Here is a 25,641-nt window from a genome sequence, read left to right on the forward strand (position 1 = left end):
GATCCGCCATCCCCGGCGGACCCGGCGGTTGCGGCGGAACCGCTACCCCCGGGGGAACCGGACGTTGCGGCGGGCGGGCGGGAACCGGCGGAACCGGCGGAACCGGCGGAACCGGGGCCGGGACGGGAACCGGGAGCGGATCCGGTGCCGGGGCGGCAGCGGGGTCCGGGGCGGCAGCGGGGTCCGGCACGGACGCGGGGACCCCGGGGCCGGCCGGGGCGGCCACGGAACCGGAATCCTCCGCGCCGGGGTAGCCGAGCACGGCGAGCACCGCCGCCCAGCGCAGGATCTCCCCGGCCGTCATGTCCGCCAAGCCCGGCGGGACCGGCGGGGCCGCCGGCCGCGCTGAGATGCGGTCCGACGGCTCCGGGGCGTGATCCGGCCGCACAATGGAGCCCGCTGGCGTCAGTCGCGGCGCCGGCGTGGCCCGCCCTGTGGTGGATTCCTCGTCCATGACCCCACGCTACGCCCAGTCACCGACAGAATGGGAACACATCTTCGAACGGGGAACAGTGCCGGCGAATGGGCCCTGTGGATGGAGAGTCCCGCCCGCCCCTACCCGATATCACGCCGCCGGAATCCGAGAAACGCGACCGCGAGAAGGGCCGCCGCGAGCGCGGTCATCGCGAGCACCGGCCCCGCAACGGAGTCTCCGACGCTGGTGTCCGGGACGTGCCACAGCGGACTCAGGCCCATCACCGCATCGGGGAAGCGCAGCATCGGACCCAGCATGCTGATGACGAAGACGGCGACGAGCGCGAACCACGCCACGGAGCGCAGCGAGGGCAGCGCGCCGGCGAAAGCCAACCCGAGGGAGGCGAGGATCCACACCGCGGGCACGGCGGCCAGCGACTGGAGGACCACGGCCCCGACCCCGGCCTCGCCCCCGTTCGCCCGGTTCGCCACCGCCATCGCCACCCCGGCCCCGATCAGCGCCAGAGCCGGCGCCACCAGCGCGGCCACGGCGTACCAGGCCAGCAGGCCCTCCCGCCGGATGGGCGTGGCCAGCAGCGGATCGAGGCGGCCCTGCTGCTCCTCCCCCACGAGCCGCAGACCGAGCTGCACGCCGTGCACGGCCGCAATGAGCGCGATGATCTCGAGCAGCGTGCGGAGGAATTGGAAGGACAGGTCCCCCGCGTCCAGCCCCTGTGCCGCGATGATCGCCGCCAGCTGTGGACTGCCGAGCAGGATCTCGCCGAGCGACGAGGCGACGAGCCCCATGACGGCGCCCATGACCGTCAGTCCCACGATCCAGCTGATCGCCGCCGTGCGCTGTTGCCGCACCACCAGCCCGGGAAGGGTGGCCACGAACCCGCCCCGCTCGGGCCCCGAACGCGGGGGGATGAACCCCATGCCGAAGTCGCGGCGGCCCTGCAGCACGAAGGCCGCTCCGGCCAGGGCGACGCCGGCCGCGGCGCACAGCCACAGCGGCCACGCTGACGCGTCGCCCACGGGCTCCATCTTCTGCACCCACCCGAACGGGGTCCACCACAGGAGGCCCCGGGCGGCCTCCGAGGTGTCGGCGAACGCCCGCAGCAAATAGGCGGCGCCCAGCGTGGCCACCGACAGGATATTCGCCCCGCGCGCGAACGACGCGAGCTGCGAGGCCACCGCCGCCACCCCGGCGAACACGACGCCGGAGCCCGCGTAGGCGCCGCCGAGCAGCACCATGGGCAGGGGGTCGGCGCCCGCGACGACCGCGAGCCCCGCGGCCAGGACTCCGACGGTCACCGAGGCGCCCCACGCCAGGAGCAGCGCCGCGGCCAGCCGGGCATTGCGGCCGACGGGCGCGGCGGCGACGAGCTCGGCCCGCCCTGTGTCCTCCTGGCCCCGCGCATTGCGCGTCACCGCGAGCACGGCCATCAGCGCGGTGAAGAAGCTGCCGAGGACGAACGAGCGCCAGACGGCGAACCCCTCGGCCGTCGTGATGTCCGGGGCCGGCCCGAACAACACGGAGAACGCGGGATTCGACCCCGCGGAGAAGTTCATCGCCACCAGCGTGGCCGGGTCGTCGCGGAAGAGCGCGTCGAAGCCCCACACGGACGTCGCCGGGAGCAGCGGCAGCAGGAGCACCCACGGAAGTATCAGCTTCCAGTCCTGCCTGAGCTGCGCGGCGGCCACCGTCCACAGGCCGGACGGCCTCATGTCCGCCGCCTCCCGTGGCGCTTTTCGCCGTCGCGGCCGGGGGTGTCCGCCGGGCGGTCTCCGTAGTGCCGCAGGAACAGGTCCTCCAGCGACGGCGGCGAGACCTCGAGCGACGTCATTCCAAGCCGCGTCAGCTCGGACAGCACGGTGGCGAGCCGTTCGCCCTCGACGCTGAACTCGACCACGCCGTCGTCGTGCCGGAGGTCCTCGACGCCCGGCACGCGGCCCATCGACGACGCGTCGCCGGTCACCAGCGCCCGCACCCGGGACCGGGCGTGGGTACGCATCTCGTCCAGCGTTCCGGTGTCGACGATCGCCCCCGCGCGGATGATGCTGATGCGGTCGGCCAGCGCCTCGACCTCGGCCAGGATGTGGCTGGACAGCAGCACGGACCGCCCCTTCCCCCGTTCCGCGCGGACCTCCGCGCGGAATTTCGCCTCCATCAGCGGGTCCAGGCCGGAGGTGGGCTCGTCCAGGATCAGGAGTTCGACGTCGGAGGCCAGGGCGGCGACGATCGCCACCTTCTGCCGGTTGCCCTTCGAATACGCCCTCCCCCGCTTGGTCGTATCGAGTTCGAAGGTCTCCACGAGCTCGCGACGGCGGTCCTCGTTGAGCCCCCCGCGGAGCCGCCCGAGCAGGTCGATCGCCTCGCCGCCGGTGAGCGTGGGCCACAGGCTCACGTCACCCGGCACGTACGCGATCCTGCGGTGCAGCGCCACGACGTCCCGCCAGGGGTCCCCGCCCAACAGGCGCACCGTCCCGGCGTTGGCCCGCAACAGGCCCAGCAGGACGCGGATGGTGGTGGACTTGCCGGCGCCGTTCGGTCCCAGGAACCCGTGGACCTCGCCCGGCGCCACCTGGAGCTCCAGCCCGTCCAAGGCCTTGACGCGGCCGAAGGACTTCTCGAGCCCCCGGATGTCGATGACGCTGTCCATGCGCCTAGGGTAATGCCGGGATCCCGGGCGCGACAGGAGTTCGCGCTCCGACTAGGCTGAGCGCATGGATGCTTCGAGACCGCTTGGATACTGGCTCAAACTGGTGGACTCGCTCATTTCCGAGCAGTTCACTGTTTCCCTCGAGGAACACGGCGTCACGCGCCGTCAGTGGCAGCTGCTGAACGTGTTGGCCAAGGGCCCGGCGACCGGGGGCGAGCTCACGGCCGCCCTCGCCCCGTTCTTCGGCGAGCCGCCGGCCGAGGGCGAGCCCACGAGCCCGTCCGAGCACCTGACCGAGCTCGTGGAGTCCGGTTGGGTGCAGGAGGAGGGCCACAACTTCATGCTCACCGAGCGCGGCGCCACCAGCCTGGACCGGCTGACCTCGATCGTGGACACCATGCGCGAGGAGTCGAGCGCCGGCGTCTCCGCCGAGGACTACGCGACCACCGTCCGGTCGCTGCGCCGCATGGCCCTCAACCTCGGCTGGGAAGACCCCGCCGCGAAGGCCCCGTAGATGGCGAAGCACGAGGCGATTCCCGCGGACGTGACCCCGGACGAGGTCTACCACGGGGCCCCCGAGGCGGAGCGCGACCTCGCCGAGGTCCGCGAGATCACGTCGCCCGAGGCGATCGCGCGCTTCTCCGACCGGTCCGACATCCTCCGTGTCGACGGCCGGTACGCGCTGGTCAACGAGTCGATGACGCCGCACGAGGCGATGGTCGCCGACCTGTTGTTCGTGCGCGCGGTGCTCGAGGACGCCGACCTGCCCTACCTCCTGGTGCGCGGAAACGACGCGCGCCCGGTGATCGCGGTGAACTGGGACCACCGCAAGAAGCTGCGGGCGGCGCTGGTGCGGGCCTGCGAGGACGAGCCCTTCTACTCGATCACCGTCGACACCCGCAAGGACAAGGCCCTGCTGGTCGCCGACGGCCGGCTGGGGACCAGCGGCAAGGCCCGGATGTACCGGCTGTACCGACCGCGTGTGGAGCCGGTCGGCGGCCTGCACTACGGCCAGGGCACCGGCGTCCAGATCGAGCTGTGGCGCTGGGGCACCGACGGGAACATCCAGCTGCCCATCGAGAACTCGCTCACCCGCGCGACGGTGCCGGCCGGCGAGGCCGTGCGCGGAACCGTCAGCCGGTTCGGCCTGGAATGGCCGACCATCGAGAACATGTTCGCCGACCACGCGGCGGACATCGGGTTCCCCATCGACATCGTCTTCTCCTGGGTCGACGGCAACAACCCCGAGTACCGGCGCTACCGCGCCTCCTTCATGGACAACGTCGTCGTGGGCGAGGGGGACGACGCCGAGGCACGCTTCCGCCAGATCGACGAGCTGAAGTACGCCCTGCGGAGCATCCACATGTTCGCCCCGTGGATCCGCCACATCTTCATCTGCACCGACTCCGAGGTCCCGGCGTGGCTCGACGCGGGGCACCCGGACGTGACGATCGTTCGTGCCGCCGACCACTTCCGGGATCCGTCGGTCCTCCCGACCTTCAATTCCCAGGCCGTGGAGTCGCAGCTGCAGCACATCGAGGGTCTCTCCGAACACTTCCTGTACTCCAACGACGACATGTTCTTTGGCCGGCCGCTGGGCCCGGACATGTTCTTCTCCCCCGGCGGCATCACCAAGTTCATCGAGGCGCCGACGCGCATCGGACTGGGCGACAACCACCTGGACCGGTCGGGCTTCGAGAACTCGGCGCGCGTCAACCGCCGCCTGCTGCACGACCGGTTCGGCCGCATCACCACGCGGCACCTCGAACACACGGCCGCGCCGCTGCGGCGCAGCGTGCTGCTCGAGATGGAGGAGCTGTTCGCGCCGGAATTCTCGGCGACGGCGGCCAGTCGCTTCCGCGCGAAGGACAACATCTCGGTCACCAACTCGCTCTACCACTACTACGCGCTGCTCACCGGGCGGGCCGTGGCGAAGGTCGGCGCGAAGGTGAAGTACGTGGACACCACCATGTACTCGGGCCTCGACACGCTGGGCAAGATCCTGGCCAAGCGCAACCAGGACTTCTTCTGCCTCAACGACGGCAGCTTCCCCGAGGTCCCGGCCCAGGAGCGGCAGCAGGTCGTGACGGGGTTCCTCCGCAGGTACTTCCCGATCCCGGGCCCGTGGGAAAAGCCGGTGGCCGCGGCGCGCCCCGGCGAGCCGGAGCACGAGGCGGCCTAGGCCACGCTGCGCGCCGACCGCTGGTCGGGGGCCTGGGCCAGCTGGGCCGAGGCGCTGATGGGAGAGGCGGTGGCAGGCGAGGCCGAACCCACCGCCGGCGCGGGCGGGTAGTCGACGCCGCGGCTCGCCAGCTTGGCCGCGACGTCCGCCGGGTCGAACACCTCGCCGACGGCGGCCCCGCCGGCCGCGGGGACGACCGAGTGCACGACCGTGTCCGGAAACACGTGGATCAGGTTGTAGGCCTGGGCCGCGTCACGCCCGCGGGTGCCCCGCACGCCGGTGTCCGGGTCGACAGTGTGCGCGAGGTCCTGCGTGTAGCAGGTCGCCGAGGCGACGGAGACGGGGATGCCGGCGAACATCGCCGTCGTGGAGTAATGCAGGTGGCCGCCGATGATGGCGCGGACGTCCGTGCCGCGCAACACCTCGGCCAGGGCGGCCTGTCCGCGCAGCTCCACAAGCACCGCCAGGGGCTGGATCGTGGGGACCGGCGGGTGGTGCAGGGCCAGGATGGTGCCCTCCGGGGCCGAGAACGCGAGCTCCTTCCGGAGCCAGTCCAGCTGGTGCGCGGCCAGCGCGCCGTGGTGGGACCCGGGGACGGTCGTGTCCAGGGTGATCACCCGCAGGCCGCCCAGCCAGTAGACGCGGTCCAGCGGCTCGCTGCTGCGCCCCTCCTCGAGCAGGACCTCGCGCAGGTTCTCACGGTCGTCGTGGTTGCCCATGGCCCAGATGACCTGCGCCCCCATGCGCTCCGCCGCGGGCTCCACGATCGCGCGGACGCGGGCGTAGGCGTCGGCGTCGCCCGTGTCGGCGATGTCGCCCGTGAAGATCAGGGCCTCGGGGCGGGCGCCGCTGTCCTGGAGTTCGCGGAACACCGCGCGAAGCCGCTCCTCGCTGTCCAGCGTCCCGTGGAGGGGGCGGTTGCCGCCCATCAGATGCGTGTCGCTCAGGTGTACCAGGAAATGCTCCGGGCGGGGATGCTCGGGCCTGATGGTGTCCATGACCAGCTCTCTCGGTTGGGATAGCTATCACTACAACCTATCCAAGCAGACTATCGGTGAACCGGATATGAATTTCACCGGATTGTTGCGGGACCGCCCATGTCAGGACCGCGCCGCCCGCAATGACCGCGAAACACCGCGGCGGTAGGCTGGCCCCATGCGCGAACTACAGGCGAAGATCATCGGGGAAATGGGCGTCCGGCCGCAGATCGACCCGGCGGAGGAGGTGGCCCGCCGGATCGGTTTCCTGAAGGACTACCTCCGGGCCACCGGAACCGCGGGATTCGTGCTGGGCATCTCGGGCGGGCTCGACTCCTCGCTCGCCGCCCGGCTGGCCCAGCTGGCGGTGGAGGAGCTGGCCGCCGAGGGGGTGGAGGCCTCGTTCGTCGCCGTGCGGCTGCCCTACGGCGTCCAGCACGACGAGCACGACGCCCGCGCGGCCCTGGACTTCGTGGAGGCCGACACGGAGTGGACGTACAACATCAAGCCCGGCGTCGACGGCTTCGAGGCCGAGTACCGCGCCTCCACCGGCACCGGGATCTCCGACTTCGGCAAGGGCAACATCAAGGCCCGCCTGCGGATGGTGGCCCAGTACGCGCTGGCCGGCGAGCGCAATTTCCTGGTGGTCGGCACCGACCACGGGGCCGAGTCCGTCACCGGGTTCTTCACCAAGTTCGGCGACGGCGGCGCGGACATCCTTCCGCTGTTCGGCCTGAACAAGCGGCAGAACCGGCAGCTGCTGGAACACCTCGGGGCCCCGGAGCAGCTGTGGAGCAAGGTGCCGACGGCGGACCTCCTCGACGGCACACCCGGCCGCACCGACGAGGACGAGCTCGGGCTGCGCTACGACGACATCGACGACTACCTCGAGGGCCGCGACGTCCCGGACGAGGTCGCCGCGAAGATCGAGCAGAAGTACCTGCGGACCCGCCACAAGCGCACGGTCCCCGTCACCCTCTTCGACGACTGGTGGAGGTAGCGCCGGGCGCCACCCCGCGTCAGGTTCCGGAACGGCCGCGGATGTCGTTGATGATGCCGGAGAAGTCCTGCCCGGCCCCACCCTCCGCGGCGAACCGCTCGTAGATGCGGGCCGCGAGCGGCCCGAGTTCGGCGGAGACCCCGGAGCTTTCCAACGCGCTCAGGGCGAGCCCCAGGTCCTTGGCCATGAGCGCTCCGGCGAATCCGGGCCGGTAGTCGTGGTTGGCCGGACTCGTCGGTACCGGCCCCGGCACGGGGCAGTTCGTGGTGACGGCCCAGCACTGTCCGGACGCGGTGGAGACGACGTCGTAGAGGGCCTGGTGGCTCAGGCCGAGCCTCTCGCCGAGCACGAACGCCTCGCTCGCCGCGATCATCGTCACGCCGAGGATCATGTTGTTGCAGACCTTCGCGGCCTGGCCGGCCCCGTGGTCGCCGCAGTGCACCAGCCGCCCGCCCATGACGTCCAACAGCGGCCGCGCGGCCTCCAGGTCCGCCGGCTCCGCGCCGACCATGAACGTCAGCGTCCCGTTCTCCGCGCCGACGGTGCCGCCGGAGACGGGCGCGTCGACCGACCGGTGGCCGGCGGCGACGGCGAGCGCAGCGGCCTCGCGGGCCTCGTCGACGTTGATGGTGGAGCAGTCCAGGAACAGAGCGCCGGCCGGGGCGGCGTCGAGCAGGCCGGGTTCGCCGACGCCGCGGTACGCGTCCAGCAGGTGGCGGCCGCTGGGAAACATGGTCAGGACCACCGACGCGCCCGCCGCGGCCTCGCCGGCGGTGGCCGCCGTTGCGACGCCGCGCTCCGCGGCCGCCTCCACCGCCGCCGGCACGACGTCGTAGCCCACGACGTCGTAGCCCGCGGCGACGAGGTTGGCGGCCATGGGCATCCCCATGTGGCCGAGGCCGAGGAAGGCCACGCGCCCCGAAGGCGCCGGCATCTAGCTGCCCTCCGGCATCGCGAAGTCGGCGCCCTCGCGCACGCCGGAGGGCCAGCGCGTCGTGACGGTCTTCGTCTTCGTGTAGAAGCGGAACGCGTCCGCCCCGTGCTGGTTGAGGTCGCCGAACCCCGAGGCCTTCCAGCCGCCGAAGGTGTAGTAGGCGATGGGCACCGGGATCGGCACGTTGATGCCGACCATGCCGACGTCGACCCGGCTGGCGAAGTCGCGGGCGGCGTCGCCGTCGCGGGTGAAGATCGCGACGCCGTTGCCGTACCGGTGCTCGCTGGGCAGGCGGAGCGCCTCCTCGTAGTCCGCGGCGCGGACGACCGAGAGCACCGGGCCGAAGATCTCCTCCCGGTAGATCCGCATGTCGGAGGTGACGTGGTCGAAGAGCGTCGGACCCACCCAGAAGCCGTCCGGGTAGCCCTCGACCGTGTGGCCGCGCCCGTCCACCACCAGGGTGGCCCCCTCCGCGACGCCGGCGGCGATGTAGTCCTCGATCCGCTCCTTCGCGGAGGCCGCGACGACGGGACCGAAGTCGGAGTCCGGGTCCATGGAGGCGCCCACCCGCAGCTTCGCGATGCGTTCCCGCAGCCTGTCCACGAGCGACTCCGCGGTCGCCCGCCCCACCGGGACCGCGACGGAGACGGCCATGCAGCGCTCCCCCGCCGAACCGTAGCCGGCGCCGATCAGGGCGTCCGCCGCCATGTCCAGGTCCGCGTCGGGCATGATGACCATGTGGTTCTTGGCGCCGCCGAAGCACTGGGCTCGCTTGCCGTGCGCCGCCGCCGAGGCGTAGATCGACTGCGCGATCGGGGTGGAGCCGACGAAGCCGATGGCCCGGACGCGCTCGTCCTCCAGCAGCGCGTCGACGGCCTCCTTGTCGCCGTTGACCACGTTGAAGACGCCGGCGGGCAGCCCCGCCTCGGTGAAGAGCTCGGCGAGCCGCAGCGGGACGGAGGGGTCCCGCTCGGAGGGCTTGAGGATGAAGGCGTTGCCGGCCGCGATCGCCGGGCCCGCCTTCCACAGCGGGATCATGGCCGGGAAGTTGAACGGGGTGATGCCGGCGACGACGCCGAGCGGCTGGCGCAGCGAGTGCACGTCGATCCCGGCGCCGGCGCTGTCCGAGAATTCCCCCTTGAGCAGGTGGGGCGCTCCCGTGCAGACCTCGACCACCTCGATGCCGCGCTGGATGTCGCCCTGCGCGTCCGCGAACGTCTTGCCGTGCTCGGAGGAGAGGAGCTCGGCGAGCTCGTCCAGGTGCTCGTTGACGAGGTCGACGAACCGGTGCAGGATGCGCGCCCTCCGCTGCGGGTTCGTGGCGGCCCAGGCCTCCTGCGCCGCCGCCGCGTCCTTGATGGCGGCGAGGACCTCCTCGCGGCCGGCCAGCGGAACGCGCGCCTGGACCCGGCCGGTGCACGGGTCGAACACGTCGGAGAACCGGTCCGAGGCGCCGTCGACGTGCCGGCCGCCGACGTAGTGGGAGAGGGTGCGCACCATGGGGACATGCTCCTTCGGGTCGACGCCGTGCTGCCCGGGTGTGAGCCACGCCACGGTCCCGTCCCAAGTTACCCGCACTTCGGGGTCCGTTCCAGCGCGCCCCTTCCCTGCGCCGCGCCAGTTGATAGGTTGGAGGCGTGAAGATCGCCACCTGGAACGTGAACTCCCTCCGCGCCCGAGCAGACCGCGTGGAGGCCTGGCTGCGCCGCACGGACGTCGACGTGCTGGCCATTCAGGAAACCAAGTGCAAGGACGAGAACTTCCCCTGGGAGCTGTTCGAGAACAACGGCTACGAGGTGTGCCACTTCGGGCTGAGCCAGTGGAACGGCGTGGCGATCGCCTCCCGGGTGGGCCTGGACGACGTCGAGCGCACGTTCGCGGACCAGCCGGCGTTCGGCAAGAACGGCAAGGACCCCCTGCAGGAGGCCCGGGCGATCGCCGCGACCTGCGGCGGGGTGCGTGTGTGGAGCCTGTACGTGCCCAACGGGCGCGCCCTGGACGACGAGCACATGCCGTACAAGCTCGCCTGGTTGGACGGGCTGAAGGACGAGGCCGTGCGCTGGCTCACCGCGGAGCCGCGCGCCGAGGTCGCCCTCATGGGCGACTGGAACATCGCGCCGCAGGACGACGACGTCTGGGACATCGACTACTTCCGCTCCGCGGGGCTCACGCACGTGAGCGAGCCGGAGCGGGCCGCGTTCAACGCCTTCCTCGAGGCCGGCTTCGTCGACGTGGTCCGCCCGTACACGCCGGGCCCCGGCGTCTACACATACTGGGACTACACGCAGTTGCGCTTCCCGAAGAAGGAGGGCATGCGGATCGACTTCGTGCTCGGCTCCCCCGCGCTGGCCGAGCGCGTGACCGGCGCCGGCATCGACCGCGAGGAGCGCAAGGGCAAGGGCGCGTCCGATCACGCCCCGGTGGTCGTCGAGCTCGCGGAGCCGGCCTGACCATGGCCCGGGCGACGGGGACGACGCGCCGGCACCTGCCGCCGACGTCGTTCCTGCGCGTCTTCGAGCCCCTGCGGGCCTTCGACGACGACGACCAGCTGCTCATCGCGGCGCAGCGCGGCCTGCCGCGCGCCGAGTTCGAGGAGCGCGCCGCGGCGGAGGCCCTCGGCCGGATCACCCGGCCGGTCTCGGACCCCTTCCCCCACCACGCGCCGGAGCGGTTCCGCGTCCTTCACTACCCGGGGGCGGACGGGCGGACGACCGCGTACTTCTGCCCGGACCAGTTGGCGCTCCGCGCCACCCTGGCGGCGGAACAGCTCGACGGGAGCATGCGCCCGCAGCTGCTGGAGCTCCTGATCCCCGACGTCGCCCGCGAGGCCAACGCGGGCCGGATCGGGCACGAGGACTTCGCGGAGGGCCTGGCCTCGCTGCACACCCGCAGCGCCACGTGGGGCGTGCCCTTCGGCTGGTTCGTGGTGCTGCGCGAGGACGACCACTGCGAGATCGACGAGGACGTCGACGGCATCAACAGCGTGCGGCTCTCCGCCCCCGCGGTCCAGGTCCTGGAGCGCGTCCGCTACGCCGCGGCGTCGCTGGCGGTGAACGCGCCGGAGCTGGACATGCTCGACGAGCTCACGGCCCTGAGCGAATGGCTGCAGCTCTTCCATCCCGAGTCGGTCGTCGAGCTGGACTACGGCCGCGTCGCCGACCTGGTGTGGCCCGACGACTCCCCGCACGACATCCGGCTGGGCATCGAGTCCCTCGCCGAGGGCGACATGCTCGGGGCCGCGGCCTCCTACCGCCGGCTGGCCTCGCGCTGGCTGCGGATCCGCCAGCTGGCCCGCGCGAGCTGAGTGCCTCCCCCGCTGAAACCGTTTACACTTGCTGGTGCCCGCGCCATCCCCGCCCGAAGGAGCCCCATGCCGAAGCACGCACAGACCGCACCCTGGTGGCAGGACGCCGTCATCTACCAGGTGTACCCGCGCTCGTTCGCCGACGCCGACGGCGACGGCATGGGCGACCTGCGGGGCGTCGCGGCCAAGCTGCCGTATCTGGAGCGGCTCGGGGTGGACGCCCTCTGGCTCTCCCCGTTCTACACCTCCCCGCAGGCCGACGCCGGCTACGACGTCGCCGACTACCGCGACGTCGATCCGCTCTTCGGATCGCTGGGCGACTTCGATGCCATGCTCGCCGCGGCGCACGGGCGCGGCATCAAGATCATCGTCGACCTGGTCCCGAACCACACGTCGGACGAGCACGTCTGGTTCGGGGAGGCCCTGGCCGCTGCGCCGGGCTCCCCCGAGCGCGCCCGCTACATCTTCCGCGACGGCTCCGGCGCCGACGGCGAGGAGCCGCCGAACAACTGGCAGTCGATCTTCGGCGGCCCGGCCTGGACACGGGTGACGGAGCCGGACGGCACGCCCGGCCAGTGGTACCTGCACCTGTTCGACACCAAGCAGCCGGACCTCGACTGGGAGAACCCCGAGGTCCGCGAGGAGATGAAGGACGTGCTTCGCTTCTGGCTGGACCGCGGCGTCGACGGCTTCCGGGTGGACGTCGCCCACGGCATGGTCAAGGCCGAGGGGCTCCCCGACTGGTCCGCCAAGGTCGCCATGGTCGCCGGCAACGAGCCCGCCGGGACCGCCGGTGCGCGGGACGACGTCCTGATCACGGAGCCGTCGCTGGACCTGCCCGAGGAGGACGTGTCCGCGGCGACGCCGCCGTACTTCGACCAGGAGGGCGTGCACGCCATCTACGAGGAGTGGAACGCGGTGCTCTCCGAGTACGACGGCGACCGCATGATGGTCGCCGAGGCCTGGGTGGAGCCGATGTCGCGGATCTTCCGCTACGTCCGCCGCGGCGAGATGCAGCAGGCGTTCAACTTCGGTTTCCTGCTGGCCGGCTGGGACGCGGAACGCATCGCGGACAACGTCGCCGAGACGCTGGCCGAGGCCGCCGTCGTCGACGCGCCACCGACCTGGGTCCTGTCCAACCACGACACCGTCCGCCACTCCACGCGCTACGGCCTGAGCGATCCGACGACCTTCCCGAAGGGGATCTCCGCCGAGGACGAGCAGCCCGACGAACGCCTCGGCTGGGCGCGCGGGCGGGCCGCCGCGATGGTGATGCTGGCGCTGCCGGGCTCGGCGTACGTCTACCAGGGAGACGAGCTGTCCCTGCCCGAGCACACGACGCTGCCGGCGGAGGCGCGCCAGGACCCGAGCTTCTTCCGCACCGGCGGCGAGGAGCGCGGCCGCGACGGCTGCCGCGTCCCCATGCCGTGGGTCGCCGACGCCCCGGGCAACGGGTTCGCGGAGGGCACGGAGGCGGCGGCCCCGTGGCTGCCGCAGCCCGACTCCTACGCCACGTACGCCGCGGACCGGCAGGTCGGGGTCCCGGGCTCCACGTACGAGCTGTACCGGGAGCTGCTGGGGATCCGCGCCGAGCGCGGACTCGGGCACGGCATCCTCGCCTGGTCCGCGGAGCACGCCCCCGCGCACGGCCTGCTCGGCTACGCCAACGGCGAGCTGCTGGTTCTGGCGAACATGGGCGTCGCGCCCGTCGAGCTCCCCGGCGACCACCGCGTCGTCGTCGCGAGCCAGGACGAGGCGGTCTTCGAGGGCCAGCTGGCCGCCGATTCCGCCGTCTGGATGCTCCCGCTCTAGCGGACGCGTTCGGCCCGTGACATCCGGGTGCGGGCCCCGGCGGCCAGGTGGAGGACCACCGGGCCGCCGCGGCCCAGCTCCCGGTCCAGGGCCGAGATGATCCCGGAGACGTCCTCGGCGATCCGCGCCGGGGCGGCGCCCTGGCGCGGCTGCACCTTGATGCGCAGGCCGGCGTCGTGGTCCGCCTCCCACGTGCTCGCCGAGACCGAGACGATGTCCGGCCGGCCCGCCAGGGCCGCCTTCACGGCCTGCTCGGGGACGCCCGCGGCGATCTCGACGACGCCGCGCGCGCCGTTGTCGTGGTATTCGCGGGCGAAGATGCCGGTCCGGCCCTTGCCCTGCACGGCGGCCCACCAGAGCATGAGCAGCACCAGGCCGATCAGCGCGACCGTGACAAGGATCCAGAGCCAGGAGTCGCGCTGGCCGGGCAGGGTGGTGTCTTGCAGCAGGCGCGCCCCCGCCTCGCCGACACGGGCGGCGAGTCCCTGCCAGCCCGCAGCGTAGCCGGGGAAGGAGGAGAGCAGCAGGCCGTGCAGCCCCGCCGCGGTGAGCAGGAGGCCGAGCAGGGTCAGGACCGTGCGGTTCACGGTGCGCGGGGTCTGGTTCACTGGCCCACCACCCCGCTCTCCGACACGCGGACCACGACGCGCGGGGCCGGGTCGATCCGGTTGCGGCGCAGCTCGTCCTCGACGGCCGCGCGGACCGCCTCGGGGTCCACGGGAATGCCCGACGTGGGACGCAGCTGCACCTCGGCGAGCGAGCGGGAGACGATCACCATCACCTGCCCCGGCGCGACGGCGGCCTCGGTGCGGGCGCGGCGGGCCAGGGTCGCGGCGATGACCTCGTTGTCCACGACGACGACGGCGCGCGGGTCGGCGATGGCGTGGCGCGCCCGGCGGCCCGGCAGCACGCCCTGGAGCAGGAAGTAGACGCCGAGGGCCAGGACGGCGAGGCTTCCGACGCCGAGCACCAGGGGGTCGGCCGTCTGGGGCAGCCCAGCGAACCATGTCCACCACTGTTCCGGCGAACGGATCCACACGTCCTGGCCCAGCGATTTCATGGATGCCTCGAACATCAGGTAGAGGCACACCGCCGTCACGACCGCCGCGGCGACAATCGACGCCGCGGACCGCGCGGAGTACAACTCGCGGCGCTCCAGGCGCTCGCGCTCCCGCGCCGTCATCCGATGCTCCGGCTGGGCCGCGGGGCGATGCCCGTCACGCGCACGTCGACCCGGCTCACGCTGGCCCCGGTGAGCCGCACGAAGCGATCGCGGACCGCCGCGCGGGAGTCACGCGCGCGCTCCCACACCGTCGGGCGGCCGTCCGGGTGCGCGCCGTCCGCGGCATGCGAGCGGAGGGTCAGCGGCAGGGGCAGGCTGAGGCTCAGCGCCAGGGAGCCGTACTCGTCGTTCAGGGCCACGCGCACGCTCGCGGCGGGGACGGAGAAGACCTCGGAGGCGACAGCGCGGGCGCAGCCGATCAGGGCCTGCGTGCTGACGCGCGTGTGTCCCGCCAGGCGGCGTTCCGCCACGTCCGGTTCGGCCGTGCTCACGACGACGAGCGCCGTCCGGTCAGGGCGTCGCGCAGGCCGCGCAGGTCCAGCCGGCCCTCCAGGACGCGGCCGGCGAGCGCGCCGACGGCCAGGAACAGCGCCATGAGCAGGAAGCCGCCGAACCCGTGGTCCAGGGCGGCCCAGCCGAGCACCGCGGCGACCGCGAGTCCAATCAGGGTGGGGTTCATCGTGGCTCCAGGTGGCTCGCGGTCGGCGGGTGTCCGGCCCCGGGCGCGGCGGGCGCGGGGGTTTCGGGGGCGCGGGGTCCGGGCGCGGGGGCTTCGGGGGCGGGGAGTTCGGGGGTCTGGGCTTCGGGGAGGTGGACGTCGCCGATCTCCACGTTGACCTCGATGACCCGGAGGCCGGTGAGGGATTCCACGGCGCGGTAGACCTCGGACCGCACGTCGTCGGCGATGTGGTGGAGCGGGCGCCCGAAGGTGGCGGTGAGGACCACGTCGACGGCGGCCTCGGTGGCCCCGACCTCGGCGGTCACGCCGGGCGAGGGTTCCGGGCCCGAACCGACCGCGCCGCGGAGCGCGCCGAACGAGCGCGGGCCGCCCACGCCGAGGGCGTGGACTCCCTCGACGGAGCGCGCGGCGGCGGCCGCCACCTTGGCGACGGCGGCCTCGCCGATCGCGGTGGTGCCCGCCGGGCCGACGGCCGGTGGCGCTGCCGGCTCCGGCGGCAGCGCCGTCGGCGTCGGGTTCTGGTGGTCCATCGATGACTGCCTTTCCTGGGAAGGGGCCTCCGTTGATCCACCCTACCGCCGATCAGACACCGAACGTCTGGTTCTGCCGCGGCACGCGGGCCTCCCAACCGAGGCGGCGCCGCACCAGCTGCCGCATGGCCTCGGAAGCCTCCGGTTCGCCGTGGACAAGGAAGGCGTGCGCCGGCGGTGACCGGAACCCGGAGAGCCATCGCAGCAGTTCCTCCGAGTCGCCGTGCGCCGAAAGCATGGAGAGCTCCTGGACGCGGGCGCGGATCGGCACCCATTCCCCGTGGATGCGGGTGTCCCGCTCGCCGCGCAGCAGCTTCCGGCCGCGGGTGCCGGCCGCCTGGAACCCGGCGAAGAGGATCGTGTTGCGCTCCTGCGGGCCGAAGGCCGCCAGGTGGTGCAGCACCCGGCCGCCCGTGGCCATGCCGCTGGCGGAGACGATGACCTTGGGGCTCTGGTCGGCACTGAGGGTCTTCGACCGCGCCGGTTCGCGCACATAGGTGGCCACCCCGAAGGCGTCGCGGCACTCGGCGGGCGTGAGGCGGTGGTCGGCGGGGTGGTCTGCGAAGAGCTCCGTCGCGTTGATGGACATCGGGCTGTCCAGGTAGACGGGGATGCGCCACGGCACCAGTCCCAGCTTCCGGGCCCGCCAGAGGTGGTAGAGCAGGGCCTGGGCCCGACCGACCGCGAAGGAGGGGATGACCACCGTCCCGGCGCGGGCGACGGTCTCCCGGACGACCTCCGCAAGCACCTCCACGGGATCGCCCCCGCCGTGCAGCCGGTCGCCGTAGGTCGACTCCACGACGACCACGTCGGCGTGCTGGACGTCCTCGGGGTCGTGCATGAGCGGATCGCCGTAGCGGCCGAGGTCCCCGGAGAAAACGAAGGTGCGCCCGCCCCACCGCAGCTCCGCGGTCGCCGCCCCGAGGATGTGCCCGGCCCGCCGGTAGGTCAGCCGGGCGCCGACGGGCAACTCCAGCGGCTCGTGGAACGGCACGGTCTCCAGCAGCGTGATCGCGAACTCCGCATCCAGGTGGTTGTAGAGCGGCTCGGCGGGGCGGTGCCGCGTGTGGCCGTAGCGGTTGGCCAGATCCGCGTCCTGCTCCTGCAGGAAGGCGGCGTCGCGCAGGATGAGCGCCGTGACGTCCCGCGTTCCGGCGGTGCAGTAGATCGGTCCGCGAAACCCCTCGCGCACCAGCCGGGGCAGGTAGCCGGTGTGGTCCAGGTGGGCGTGCGTGAGGACGACGGCGTCGATGTCCCGCGCCCGGACCGGGAGGGACTGCCAGTTCTGCTCGCGCAGGTTCTTCAGACCCTGGAACATCCCGCAGTCCACGAGCAGCCGCCGCCCGTCGGCCTCGACGAGGTGCTTGGAGCCGGTCACGGTCCCGGCACCGCCCAGGCAGGTCAACGAAACCATGGCGTCCTCCGCTTCCTCGCTTCACGGACACCACGAATGTACTCCCGGAAGGGGACGCAGACGAGGGCTGGGAGCGGAGGGATCGCAATGTCGCCACACAGCAGAAGAACCCCCCGTTTCCGGGGGGTTCTTCGTTGGTGGCTCCGACCGGCGTCGATCCGGTGACCTTTCGATTTTCAGTCGAACGCTCTACCAACTGAGCTACAGAGCCTGGCATCATCTAGGCGATGATCACCGTGGTCCCCCGTTGCCGGACAACCAAAGCGACCCTGACGGGACTTGAACCCGCGACCTCCGCCGTGACAGGGCGGCGCGCTAACCAACTGCGCTACAGGGCCTAGTTCGCAAGGTTTTTACCCCCGCTCACAAGACCTAAACTTTAGCAGAGTGAATCCCCGCTTGTGAAATCAGGCCTTGCTTGTACCCCCAACGGGATTCGAACCCGTGCCGCCGCCGTGAAAGGGCGGTGTCCTAGGCCGCTAGACGATGGGGGCCAGTACGCCACGCGGAATCTCTCCCGTGTAGTGGACCTCATCCACTATAGGGTACGGCCACCCAACCGCAAAACGGCCCGGGCGGGCGCCGTCTCGGTAGAGTCGGTGCATGGCCTACAGCATGTCCGAGGACGATTTCGAAGCCGCGGTGGTCCGTGCCCTGGACGGGATCCCTCAACCCCTGCGCGACATGATGGACAACGTGGCGCTGTTCATCGAGGACCGCTACGAGCCACTCCCCCACGAGGACCCGGACACCGTGCTGCTGGGCCTGTACGACGGCGTGCCCCTCACCGAGCGCGACCACCAGTGGGCCGCCGGCGCGATGCCCGACCGGATCATCGTCTTCAAGGACTCGATCCTCGAGATCTGCGACACGCCCGGAGACGTCGTCGAGGAGGTCGGGATCACCGTGGTCCACGAGATCGCCCACCACTTCGGCATCGACGACGCCACCCTGCACGAGCTGGGTTGGGGCTGATGGGCGGGCACGACCACGCCGGCCACGGCCACGGGCTCACGGGCGGCACCGCGACGGGCCGCCACCGCCGCCGACTGGCGCTCGTCGTCGCCATCACCCTCGCCGGGGTGGCCGTCCAGCTCGCCGGCGCGTGGCTCTCCGGCTCGCTCGCGCTGCTCGCCGACGCCGGCCACATGCTTTCCGACGCCGCCGGCGTCTCGATCGCGCTCTTCGCCGCGTGGGTCGCGACCCGGCCGGCCACGGCGAAGCGGTCCTTCGGCTGGCAGCGCGCGGAGGTGCTGGCGGCCCTGGCCAACGCGGCGGCGCTGACCGCCGTCGCGATCGTCATCTTCGTCGAGGCCGTGCGCCGGTTCGGGCAGACCCCCGACATCGACACCCCCACCATGCTCGTCGCGGCCTTGGCCGGCGGCGCCGCGAACCTGGCCTGCCTGCTGATCCTCCACGGCGGCCGCCGCGAGAGCCTGAACGTGCGCGGCGCCTACCTCGAGGTCCTCGGCGACCTGCTCGGGTCGGCCGCGGTGGTCGCCGCCGCGGTCGTCATCCTGCTGACCGGGCAGACCGCGGCGGACCCGATCGCCTCGATCGCGATCGCGCTGATGATCCTGCCGCGGGCGTGGTCGCTGATGCGCGAGGTCGTGGACGTGCTCCTGGAGGCGACGCCCCGCGGGGTGGACCTCGACGAGGTCCGCCGACACATCCTCGAGGTGGACGGGGTCACGGACGTGCACGACCTCCACGCCTGGACGATCACCTCGGGGGTTCCCGTCTGTTCCGCGCACGTGGTCCTGGCGCAGGACTCGTTCACCGCGGAGCGCGCGCATGACGTGCTGGACGCATTGCTCGAGTGCCTGGGCGAGCACTTCGACACCGAGCACTGCACCTTCCAGCTGGAGCCCGAGGGCCATGTGCGGCACGAGTCGGCGGGCCACGCCTGAGGCCCGGCGCGGGCTACTCCTCGTCGGTCGGGTCGAAGTCGGCGCGGTCGGCCAGCCGGGGGTCCTCGGCGTCGGGCACGACCATCACCGGCCCCTTCGCGTGGTGCAGGACACCCTGGCTGGTGGAGCCGAGCAGCATCCCCGCGAATCCGCCGCGCCCGCGGGAGCCGGTGACCAGCAGCCGCGCCGCGGCCGACTCGCGGATCAGCACCTCGATCGGCGGCCCGTCGATGACGTCGGACTCCACGACGAGTCCGGGGAAGTGGCTCCGCAGCCAGTTGGACCCCGCCTCCATCTGGCGGCGCACGTCGAACGTCAGCGCCTCCTGGTCCACCGTCGCGGGCATCCAGGCCAGCGAGCCGCTGACCGGCGGCAGGGCGCAAATGATGCGCAGCGGGACGCCGCGGGCCACGGCCTGCTCGGCGGCGACCAGCACCGCGACGCGCGCGCGCTCGGACCCGTCGACGCCGACGACCACGATCTCGCGGCGCGCCGGGGTGCCCGGCGGCGGTTCGGCGACACACAACGGCACGACGACGGTCGGGCACTTCGCGTGGGCCGGCAGGGCGCTGGAGACGGACCCGAGGAGCCGGCCGACGAAGCCGCCGCGGCCGCGCGTGCCGACCACCACGAGGTCCGCCTCCTCGCTGAGCTCCAGCAGGACCCCGGCGGGATCCCCGGACTCCACGCGGGTGCGCACCTCCAGGTCGGGGTCGGTGACGGTGGCGCGGGCCTGCCGCAGGACCTCCGCCGCACCCTCGCGGATGACCTCGTCGTCCAGCGTGGCGTAGCCGGCGTCCATGCTGGAGGCGGCGAAGACCGGGATCGTGTACGCGGTGACGATGTTCAGCGGAACGGACCGCCGCTTGGCCTCCGCCGCGGCCCAGGACAGGGCGCACAGTCCGGCGTCCGAGCCGTCCACCCCCACCACGACGCCGTCGGCGCGTTCGGCGTCCTGGTCCCTGCCGGTCTGCTCGCTCATCCCTGAACGCTCCTTCGGTGTCGGCGGAGTGAAATTGCTTTCATTGTTCACCCTATCCACCCCCCGGACCATGTGGCGGTCGGGGACGGAATAGGCTTTTCCCATGCTAAAACAGGGAAACGCCGTGGACCGTTACTTTAAGATCACGGAACGCGGTTCCAACCTCTCCCGCGAGGTCCGCGGCGGCTTCGCCACCTTCTTCGCGATGAGCTACATCGTCGTCCTCAACCCGCTCATCCTCTCCGGGGCCGACTCCACGGGGGCCGAGCTCGGGATCGACAGGGTCGCCGCCGTCACCGCGCTGGTCGCCGGGGTCATGACGATCCTCATGGGCGCGTGGGCCAAGCACCCGTTCGCGCTGGCCACCGGGCTGGGCGTGAACGCCTTCGTGGCCATCACCGTTGCCACCAACCCGGGCCTGACCTGGCCGGACGTGATGGGCCTGGTGGTCCTCTCCGGGGTGACGATGCTGGTCCTGGTCCTCACCGGATTCCGGACGGCCGTGTTCAACGCCGTTCCGCCGAGCCTCAAGACGGCGATCGTCGTCGGCATCGGCATGTTCATCGCGCTCATCGGCCTGGTCAACGCCGGCTTCGTGCGCCGCATCCCGGACGCCGCCGGCACCACCGTCCCCGTCGGGCTCGGCTTCGACGGCGCGCTGGTCGGCTGGCCGAGCCTCGTGTTCCTGGCCGGCCTGCTGCTGACCATCGCGCTGGTCGTCCGCAAGGTCAAGGGCGCCATCCTCATCGGCATCGTGGCCTCGGCCGTGCTCGCGAACGTGCTGGAGGCCGTGTTCAGGATCGGCCCGAGCTTCGACGCGGCGACCGGCACGGCCAATCCGCAGGGCTGGTCGCTCGTGGTCCCGTCCATGCCGGACTGGAAGCCGCTGGACCTCAGCCTGATCGGCGAGGCCAACGTCTTCGGCGCCTTCGCCCACCTGGGCACCACGGCCGCCCTGCTGCTGGCCTTCGTGATCCTGCTGTCCATCTTCTTCGACGCGATGGGCACCATGGTGGGCCTGGCGAACGAGGCGGGGACCGTGGACGCGGACGGGAACATCCCCAACGTCGACCGCGTGCTGCTGGTCGACTCGCTCGGCGCCATCGCCGGCGGCGGGGCCTCCGTCTCCTCGAACCAGATCTACGTCGAGTCCGGCGCCGGCATCGGCGAGGGCGCGCGCACGGGCGTCGCCTCCATCGTCACCGGTGTCCTGTTCCTGCTGGCGATGTTCCTGACCCCGCTGATCTACCTGGTGCCCTTCGAGGCCGTGGCCCCCGCGCTGGTGGTCGTGGGCTTCATGATGGTCTCCCAGGTGTCCAAGATCGACTGGGACGACTGGGGCCTGGCGCTCCCGGCGTTCCTGACCTTCGTGCTCATGCCGTTCACGTACTCGATCGCCAACGGGATCGGCGCCGGCTTCGTGGCCTACGTCTTCATCCGCGCCATCCAGGGGCGTGCCCGCGAGGTGCACCCGCTGATGTGGGCCGTCGCGGCGGCGTTCCTGCTGTTCTTCAGCATCGGCGTCATCGAGCAGGCGGCCGGCGTCTAGCGCCGCGCCTGAACGGCCACACGCGACGGCGGACGCGGTCCTCCTCGTCGATGTCGTGCAGGCTGATGCCCTTGGTCTCGCGCATCGCCAGCGCGGCGACAATCGTGATGAGGGACGCGCCCAGCAGGTACAGGTTGACGCCCAGGTAGCTCCCGGTCTCCCGCAGGATCGCGGTCGCGATGATCGGGGCCAGCGAGCCCGCGACGATCGAGGTGACCTGGTAGCCCAGGGACACGCCCGAGTAGCGCATGCGCGTGGGGAACATCTCCGCCATGATGGCCGGCTGTCCCGCGTACATCAGGGCGTGGAAGCCCAGCCCGATCACGATCGCGAGGACGATCAGGACGTTGTCCTTGGTCCCGAACATCGGGAAGGCGAAGAAGCCCCAGGTCGCGCCCAGGACCGCGCCGGTGAGGTAGACCGGACGGCGGCCGACGACGTCCGTCAGGCGCCCGGCCAGCGGGACGAAAATGAAGTGCGCCACGTGGGCGATCGCCAGCAGGCCGAGGATGGAGGCCGTTTCGACGCCGAGGCTGCCCAGGTACACGATCGAGAAGCTCACCACGATGTAATAGAGGATGTTCTCCGCGACGCGCAGGCCCATGGCGGTCAGGATGCCCTTGGGGTAGCGGCGGACGACCTCGCCGAGCCCGTAGGACACGGCCTTCGTCTCCGCCACCTCGCGCTTGGCCTCCTCGAAGATCGGGGCCTCGGAGATGCGGGTGCGGATGAAGTAGCCGACGACCACGACGACGGCGGACAGCCAGAACGCCACGCGCCAGCCCCAGCTCAGGAACGCCTCGTCGCTGAGGATGGTGGACATGACCAGCAGCACGACGGTGGCGAGCAGGTTGCCGATCGGCACGGCCGCCTGCGGCCAGGAGGACCAGAAGCCGCGCGACTCGTTCGGGGAGTGCTCGGCGACCAGCAGGACGGCCCCGCCCCATTCGCCGCCGAGGGCCAGACCCTGGACGAAGCGGAGCAGGACCAGCAGCGCCGGGGCCCAATAGCCGATCTGGCCGAACGTCGGCAGGCAGCCCATGAGCACGGTCGCGACGCCGATGAGGATGATGGTGAGCTGCAGCGTGTACTTGCGTCCCAGCTTGTCGCCGAGGTGGCCGAAGACGATGCCGCCCAGCGGGCGGGCAATGAAGCCGACCGCGTAGGTCAGGAACGCCGCGATCACGCCGTCGAGCGGGTTCCCGGTCTTCGGGAAGAACTGCGTGCCGAACACCAGGGCCGCGGCCGAGGCGAAGAGGAAGAAGTCGTACCACTCGACGACCGTCCCGGCCATCGAGGCGCTGACGATCCGCTTGAGTCCGGACTGCTGGTTCTGGGGGTCGTGCGCTGTGCTGCTGGCGCTCATGGATTCTCCTTGGGGGGTGCGAGTGACAGTGGTCACAGAAGGCTTCCCCGAGTATGGTCTATTGAAAAACGCAGAACAAGGCCGATCGTTGCACGCTCCACCTGCAGAAATGCACATCGCGCCACCCAAAGTGAAAGGTCGTTCATGTCATCGCTGGTCAGCGACGGAAGACCCGGCCCCCGCGCGGACGACCTGCTGATCCTCCGCGCCGTCGCCCAGACCGGCCGGTTCTCGACCGCGGCCGAGGAGCTGGACCTGAACCACACCACCGTCTCGCGGCGGATAGCGGCGCTGGAGGGCGCACTCGGCGCCCGCGTGCTGGTCCGCACGGCCGGCGGGTGGGAACTGACCGAGCTCGGGGGGCGCGCCGTCGAGGCCGCGGAGACCGTCGCCGGGGCGCTCGCCGCGGTCGTGTCCGCGCCGGCCGGGGCCTCGGGAGTCTCCGGCGTGGTGCGGATCAGCGCGACGGACGGCATCAGCGCCTATGTCATCTCCCCCACCGTGGCCCGGCTCCGCCGCGCCCACCCGGGGCTGCGCGTGGAGATCGTGGCCGCGACCCGGCGCGCCTCGCAGATCCGCTCCGGGCTGGACGTGGAGGTCGTGGTGGGCCGCCCGCAGGTCCACCGGGCGCGCGCCCTGAGGCTGGGCGACTACCGGCTGGGGCTGTACGCCTCCCGGGCATGGATCGCGGAACACGGCACCCCGGCGACCATGGAGGAGGTCGTGCGCAACCCGCTGGTCTACTTCATCGACTCCATGCTGCAGGTCGACGACCTGGACACGCCGCGCAGGATGCTCCCGGGCATGCGGGACTCGATCAGCTCCACCAACGTCTTCGTCCACGTGGAGGCCACCCGCGCCGGTGGCGGGATCGGCCTGCTGCCGTGCTTCATGGCGTCCCGGCACCCGGACCTCGTGAGGATCCTCCCGGACTTCGGCGAGCGCCTGGCCTATTGGCTCGTGGCCCGGCACGAGACGCTGCGCCAGCCGGCGGTGGCGCTCGTGGTCGAGGCGCTGCGGCGGGCCGTGGAGGAGGCCGCGGACTTCCTGCTCGGCGAGGGACCGAGCCCGTTCCCGCCGCACGCCCCGCGGGACGCGGCCCCCTAGCGCGCGAACGCCCGCGTCGCCGCGTCGTCCCAGTGGTGCGCCGGCACGCCTCCACCCAGAAGCTCGCGCAGCATCGCGGGCCCGGCCGGAATCGGCGCGTTCGATCCGGCGATGACCATGTTGCCGTAGCGCCGCCCCTTGAGCATCGCCGGGTCCGCGACGATCGCGACGTGCTCGAACTCGGCGCCGATCGTCGCGGCCTCCCGCCGGGCGCCCTCCAACCGGGGGCCGTCCCCGCAATTGACGACGTACAGCCCGCCGTCGGACAGCACGCGGGCGGCCTCGCGGGTGAACGCCGCCGTGGTGAGGTCCTCCGGCGTCTTGTCGCCCGCGAAGACGTCCCGGACGATCAGCTCGCGGGTCGCGGACGTCAGCGACGCGAGCACCTCCCCCGCCTCGCCCACGCGCAGCCGCAGCAACGGGGCCCGGGGCAGGTCGAACCACCCGCGCACCAGCCCGGCCAGCTTCCCGTCCAGCTCGACGACGACCTGCCGGGAGTCCGGGTACGCCGCGCAGACCCAGCGGGCCAGGGAACAGGCGCCGCCCCCGAGGTGCAGGGCGCGCAGGCGGCGGGCGGCGCCGTCGTGTTCGCCGCCGTCGTAGGCGCCGGGGGCGAAGCGGGACCTGACCAGGGCGGCGATCCAGCGCATGTACTCGAAATCGAGGCGGCCCGGGTCGGCGAGGTCGACATGCGAGGACGGGACGCCGTTGACCTTGAGGATCCAGCCGGTGTCGCTGTAGGGGTCCCGCTCGAGGGTAGCCGTGCCGGTGTCGATCGGATAGTCGCCGGGCGCCGGGCCCCCGGCGGGCGCGGGGGCGGCCGGCGCGCGGCGGCCCCTAGCCACGGCGGACCATGCGGATCTCGGTCAGCCCCTCCCACGGCCCGTCCAGGGCCTCGGTCGTCCCATCGGGGGCGAAGCCGTGTTTGCGGTAGAACGCCTGGGCCCGCGGGTTCTCCCGCAGGACCCACACAAGCGCCGGCAGGTCGCCGATGGCGGCCCGCATGAGGCGCAGGCCCAGGCCGGTGCCGTACGCCTCCGCGAGGACGTACAGGATCTGCAGCTCGACGCCGACGCCCGTGTCCGAGTCCTCGTCCAGGCCCGGGGTCGCGCCGGCGCATCCGACCACGCGCCCGGCGGGGTCCTCGGCGAGCCAGAACTCGGCGCCGGCGGCCAGCCCGCGGTGCCACCAGTCGATCAGCTGCTCGCGGCGGTCCCGCTCGGCCCGGAAGAAGGACTCGGGCCGCAGGTCGCCGTAGGCCTCGCGCCAGGCGGCGAGCTTCATGTCCAGGACGGCGGGGACGTCCGCCGCGGCGGCGCGGCGGACGGCGTACGGGGATTCGGGGGTGCTCACCCCAGAAGTTTAGTCGGCCTCCGCGCGGCGCAGGGCGCCCTCGAGCCGCTCCACCTTGCCGTCGAGCTCGCCCGTGCGGCCGGGGCGGATGTCCGCCTTGAGGACCAGCGAGACGCGCGTCCCGTGGGCGGCCACGGCCTCGGTGGCGCGCTTGACGACGTCCATGACCTCGTCCCACTCGCCCTCGAGCTCGGTGAACATCGAGGACGTGCGGTTCGGCAGCCCGGAGTCGCGGACCACGCGGACGGCCGCGGCGACGGCGTCGTGCACCGACCCGTCGTCGGAGGAGGAGTTCGGGGCGACGGAGAAGGCGACGATCATCCCGCCAGCCTGCCACCCGGCGGCGGGCTTGTCACGGCCCGCGTTGTGTCCTCCGACACGAAGTATGGAAAACTTGAC

Annotated in this window: 26 protein-coding genes and 3 tRNA genes; 10 read left to right on the forward strand and 19 right to left on the reverse strand. The window is 72.1% G+C overall.

The genetic code is table 11. The annotated features are described in order from the left end of the window. Positions 1–555: 555 nt before the first annotated feature. Together ACETWP_RS15130 and ACETWP_RS15135 are read right to left on the reverse strand one after the other, a co-directional pair. Positions 556–2,145 (reverse strand): ABC transporter permease, encoded by a 1,590-nt coding sequence (locus ACETWP_RS15130; RefSeq protein WP_373973103.1) that lies wholly within the window; start codon positions 2,143–2,145, stop codon positions 556–558. Then, positions 2,142–3,080, reverse strand: a complete 939-nt coding sequence (locus ACETWP_RS15135) for an ABC transporter ATP-binding protein (RefSeq protein ID WP_373973104.1) — start codon at positions 3,078–3,080, stop codon at positions 2,142–2,144. The genes ACETWP_RS15130 and ACETWP_RS15135 overlap by 4 nt, the downstream gene beginning before the upstream one ends. A gap of 64 nt (positions 3,081–3,144) precedes the next feature. Here ACETWP_RS15135 and ACETWP_RS15140 point away from each other — a divergent pair, with 64 nt between their 5' ends. Both ACETWP_RS15140 and ACETWP_RS15145 read left to right on the forward strand, forming a co-directional pair. Then, entirely contained in the window at positions 3,145–3,594 is a 450-nt protein-coding gene (locus ACETWP_RS15140) for a MarR family winged helix-turn-helix transcriptional regulator (protein ID WP_373973105.1), read from the forward strand. Further along, positions 3,595–5,262, forward strand: a complete 1,668-nt coding sequence (locus tag ACETWP_RS15145) for a stealth family protein (RefSeq protein ID WP_373973106.1) — start codon at positions 3,595–3,597, stop codon at positions 5,260–5,262. It begins immediately after the preceding gene. Here ACETWP_RS15145 and ACETWP_RS15150 read toward each other — a convergent pair. Beyond that, complete coding sequence (locus tag ACETWP_RS15150; RefSeq protein ID WP_373973107.1) at positions 5,259–6,260, reverse strand: phosphodiesterase; 1,002 nt, start codon at positions 6,258–6,260, stop codon at positions 5,259–5,261. The genes ACETWP_RS15145 and ACETWP_RS15150 overlap by 4 nt on opposite strands. Before the next feature lie 157 nt (positions 6,261–6,417). Here ACETWP_RS15150 and nadE point away from each other — a divergent pair, with 157 nt between their 5' ends. Continuing rightward, positions 6,418–7,239, forward strand: coding sequence for an NAD(+) synthase (nadE, locus tag ACETWP_RS15155; protein ID WP_373973108.1), 822 nt, complete (start codon positions 6,418–6,420; stop codon positions 7,237–7,239). Between the two features lie 19 nt (positions 7,240–7,258). Here nadE and mmsB read toward each other — a convergent pair whose 3' ends face one another. Next, positions 7,259–8,173 (reverse strand): 3-hydroxyisobutyrate dehydrogenase, encoded by a 915-nt coding sequence (mmsB, locus tag ACETWP_RS15160; RefSeq protein WP_373973109.1) that lies wholly within the window; start codon positions 8,171–8,173, stop codon positions 7,259–7,261. Further along, on the reverse strand, positions 8,174–9,673 hold the full coding sequence (locus ACETWP_RS15165; protein ID WP_373973110.1) for a CoA-acylating methylmalonate-semialdehyde dehydrogenase: 1,500 nt from the start codon (positions 9,671–9,673) through the stop codon (positions 8,174–8,176). It lies immediately after the preceding gene. Positions 9,674–9,810: 137 nt separating this feature from the next. Here ACETWP_RS15165 and ACETWP_RS15170 point away from each other — a divergent pair, with 137 nt between their 5' ends. From ACETWP_RS15170 to ACETWP_RS15180, 3 genes are all read left to right on the forward strand, one after another. Further along, entirely contained in the window at positions 9,811–10,623 is an 813-nt protein-coding gene (locus ACETWP_RS15170) for an exodeoxyribonuclease III (protein ID WP_373973111.1), read from the forward strand. A gap of 2 nt (positions 10,624–10,625) precedes the next feature. After that, a complete protein-coding gene (locus tag ACETWP_RS15175) occupies positions 10,626–11,477 on the forward strand; it encodes a DUF8083 family protein (RefSeq protein WP_373973112.1) in 852 nt (283 codons plus the stop codon). Positions 11,478–11,543: 66 nt separating this feature from the next. Continuing rightward, on the forward strand, positions 11,544–13,289 hold the full coding sequence (locus tag ACETWP_RS15180; protein ID WP_373973113.1) for a glycoside hydrolase family 13 protein: 1,746 nt from the start codon (positions 11,544–11,546) through the stop codon (positions 13,287–13,289). On the opposite strand, the gene ACETWP_RS15185 is transcribed toward ACETWP_RS15180, so the two are convergent. The 9 genes from ACETWP_RS15185 to ACETWP_RS15225 form a co-directional block, all read right to left on the reverse strand. Then, positions 13,286–13,897 carry a hypothetical protein gene (locus ACETWP_RS15185; RefSeq protein ID WP_373973114.1) on the reverse strand — a complete coding sequence of 204 codons (612 nt, stop codon included), beginning with the start codon at positions 13,895–13,897 and terminating at the stop codon, positions 13,286–13,288. The genes ACETWP_RS15180 and ACETWP_RS15185 overlap by 4 nt on opposite strands. Then, positions 13,894–14,472 carry an Asp23/Gls24 family envelope stress response protein gene (locus ACETWP_RS15190; protein ID WP_373973115.1) on the reverse strand — a complete coding sequence of 193 codons (579 nt, stop codon included), beginning with the start codon at positions 14,470–14,472 and terminating at the stop codon, positions 13,894–13,896. Before ACETWP_RS15190 ends, ACETWP_RS15185 begins: the two co-directional genes overlap by 4 nt. Next, entirely contained in the window at positions 14,469–14,843 is a 375-nt protein-coding gene (locus tag ACETWP_RS15195; protein ID WP_373973116.1) for a hypothetical protein, read from the reverse strand. Before ACETWP_RS15195 ends, ACETWP_RS15190 begins: the two co-directional genes overlap by 4 nt. Next, a complete protein-coding gene (locus ACETWP_RS15200) occupies positions 14,840–15,031 on the reverse strand; it encodes a hypothetical protein (protein WP_373973117.1) in 192 nt (63 codons plus the stop codon). The genes ACETWP_RS15195 and ACETWP_RS15200 overlap by 4 nt, the downstream gene beginning before the upstream one ends. Beyond that, positions 15,028–15,561, reverse strand: coding sequence for an Asp23/Gls24 family envelope stress response protein (locus tag ACETWP_RS15205; protein ID WP_373973118.1), 534 nt, complete (start codon positions 15,559–15,561; stop codon positions 15,028–15,030). Before ACETWP_RS15205 ends, ACETWP_RS15200 begins: the two co-directional genes overlap by 4 nt. A 52-nt stretch (positions 15,562–15,613) precedes the next feature. Then, the gene (locus tag ACETWP_RS15210; protein ID WP_373973119.1) at positions 15,614–16,975 is read right to left on the reverse strand and encodes an MBL fold metallo-hydrolase RNA specificity domain-containing protein; all 1,362 of its coding nucleotides are present in this window, start codon (positions 16,973–16,975) and stop codon (positions 15,614–15,616) included. 135 nt (positions 16,976–17,110) lie between these two features. Continuing rightward, positions 17,111–17,186: transfer RNA gene (locus ACETWP_RS15215), tRNA-Phe, on the reverse strand. A 53-nt stretch (positions 17,187–17,239) separates the two neighbouring features. Beyond that, a tRNA-Asp gene (locus ACETWP_RS15220) sits at positions 17,240–17,313 on the reverse strand. Between the two features lie 83 nt (positions 17,314–17,396). Next, positions 17,397–17,469, reverse strand: a tRNA-Glu gene (locus tag ACETWP_RS15225). Between the two features lie 109 nt (positions 17,470–17,578). Here ACETWP_RS15225 and ACETWP_RS15230 point away from each other — a divergent pair. Beyond that, positions 17,579–17,950 carry a metallopeptidase family protein gene (locus ACETWP_RS15230; protein ID WP_373973120.1) on the forward strand — a complete coding sequence of 124 codons (372 nt, stop codon included), beginning with the start codon at positions 17,579–17,581 and terminating at the stop codon, positions 17,948–17,950. Further along, positions 17,950–18,885: a cation diffusion facilitator family transporter gene (locus ACETWP_RS15235; protein WP_373973121.1), complete on the forward strand. Its 936-nt coding sequence runs from the start codon at positions 17,950–17,952 to the stop codon at positions 18,883–18,885. The genes ACETWP_RS15230 and ACETWP_RS15235 overlap by 1 nt, the downstream gene beginning before the upstream one ends. 13 nt (positions 18,886–18,898) lie before the next feature. On the opposite strand, the gene ACETWP_RS15240 is transcribed toward ACETWP_RS15235, so the two are convergent. Further along, the gene (locus ACETWP_RS15240) at positions 18,899–19,867 is read right to left on the reverse strand and encodes a universal stress protein (RefSeq protein ID WP_373973122.1); all 969 of its coding nucleotides are present in this window, start codon (positions 19,865–19,867) and stop codon (positions 18,899–18,901) included. A gap of 103 nt (positions 19,868–19,970) precedes the next feature. On the opposite strand from ACETWP_RS15240, the gene ACETWP_RS15245 reads away from it, so the two are divergent. Then, positions 19,971–21,416, forward strand: coding sequence for an NCS2 family permease (locus ACETWP_RS15245; protein ID WP_373973123.1), 1,446 nt, complete (start codon positions 19,971–19,973; stop codon positions 21,414–21,416). On the opposite strand, the gene ACETWP_RS15250 is transcribed toward ACETWP_RS15245, so the two are convergent. Further along, positions 21,391–22,782: an MFS transporter gene (locus ACETWP_RS15250; RefSeq protein ID WP_373973124.1), complete on the reverse strand. Its 1,392-nt coding sequence runs from the start codon at positions 22,780–22,782 to the stop codon at positions 21,391–21,393. The two genes, ACETWP_RS15245 and ACETWP_RS15250, sit on opposite strands and share 26 nt — an antisense overlap. A 144-nt stretch (positions 22,783–22,926) precedes the next feature. Between ACETWP_RS15250 and ACETWP_RS15255 the strand changes: the two genes are divergently transcribed. Further along, positions 22,927–23,889 (forward strand): LysR family transcriptional regulator, encoded by a 963-nt coding sequence (locus tag ACETWP_RS15255; RefSeq protein ID WP_373973125.1) that lies wholly within the window; start codon positions 22,927–22,929, stop codon positions 23,887–23,889. Here the strand turns inward: ACETWP_RS15255 and ACETWP_RS15260 are convergent. Genes ACETWP_RS15260 through ACETWP_RS15270 form a run of 3 tightly spaced genes read right to left on the reverse strand, consistent with a single transcriptional unit; the run spans position 23,886 to position 25,563 of the window. Further along, positions 23,886–24,734: a spermidine synthase gene (locus ACETWP_RS15260; protein WP_373973126.1), complete on the reverse strand. Its 849-nt coding sequence runs from the start codon at positions 24,732–24,734 to the stop codon at positions 23,886–23,888. The genes ACETWP_RS15255 and ACETWP_RS15260 overlap by 4 nt on opposite strands. After that, positions 24,727–25,242, reverse strand: a complete 516-nt coding sequence (locus ACETWP_RS15265; RefSeq protein WP_373973127.1) for a GNAT family N-acetyltransferase — start codon at positions 25,240–25,242, stop codon at positions 24,727–24,729. The genes ACETWP_RS15260 and ACETWP_RS15265 overlap by 8 nt, the downstream gene beginning before the upstream one ends. A gap of 9 nt (positions 25,243–25,251) precedes the next feature. Further along, entirely contained in the window at positions 25,252–25,563 is a 312-nt protein-coding gene (locus tag ACETWP_RS15270; protein ID WP_373973128.1) for a thiamine-binding protein, read from the reverse strand. Positions 25,564–25,641 lie beyond the last annotated feature (78 nt).

Origin of the sequence: Arthrobacter halodurans (assembly GCF_041877255.1) — a bacterium.
Taxonomy (GTDB): domain Bacteria; phylum Actinomycetota; class Actinomycetes; order Actinomycetales; family Micrococcaceae; genus Arthrobacter_N; species Arthrobacter_N halodurans.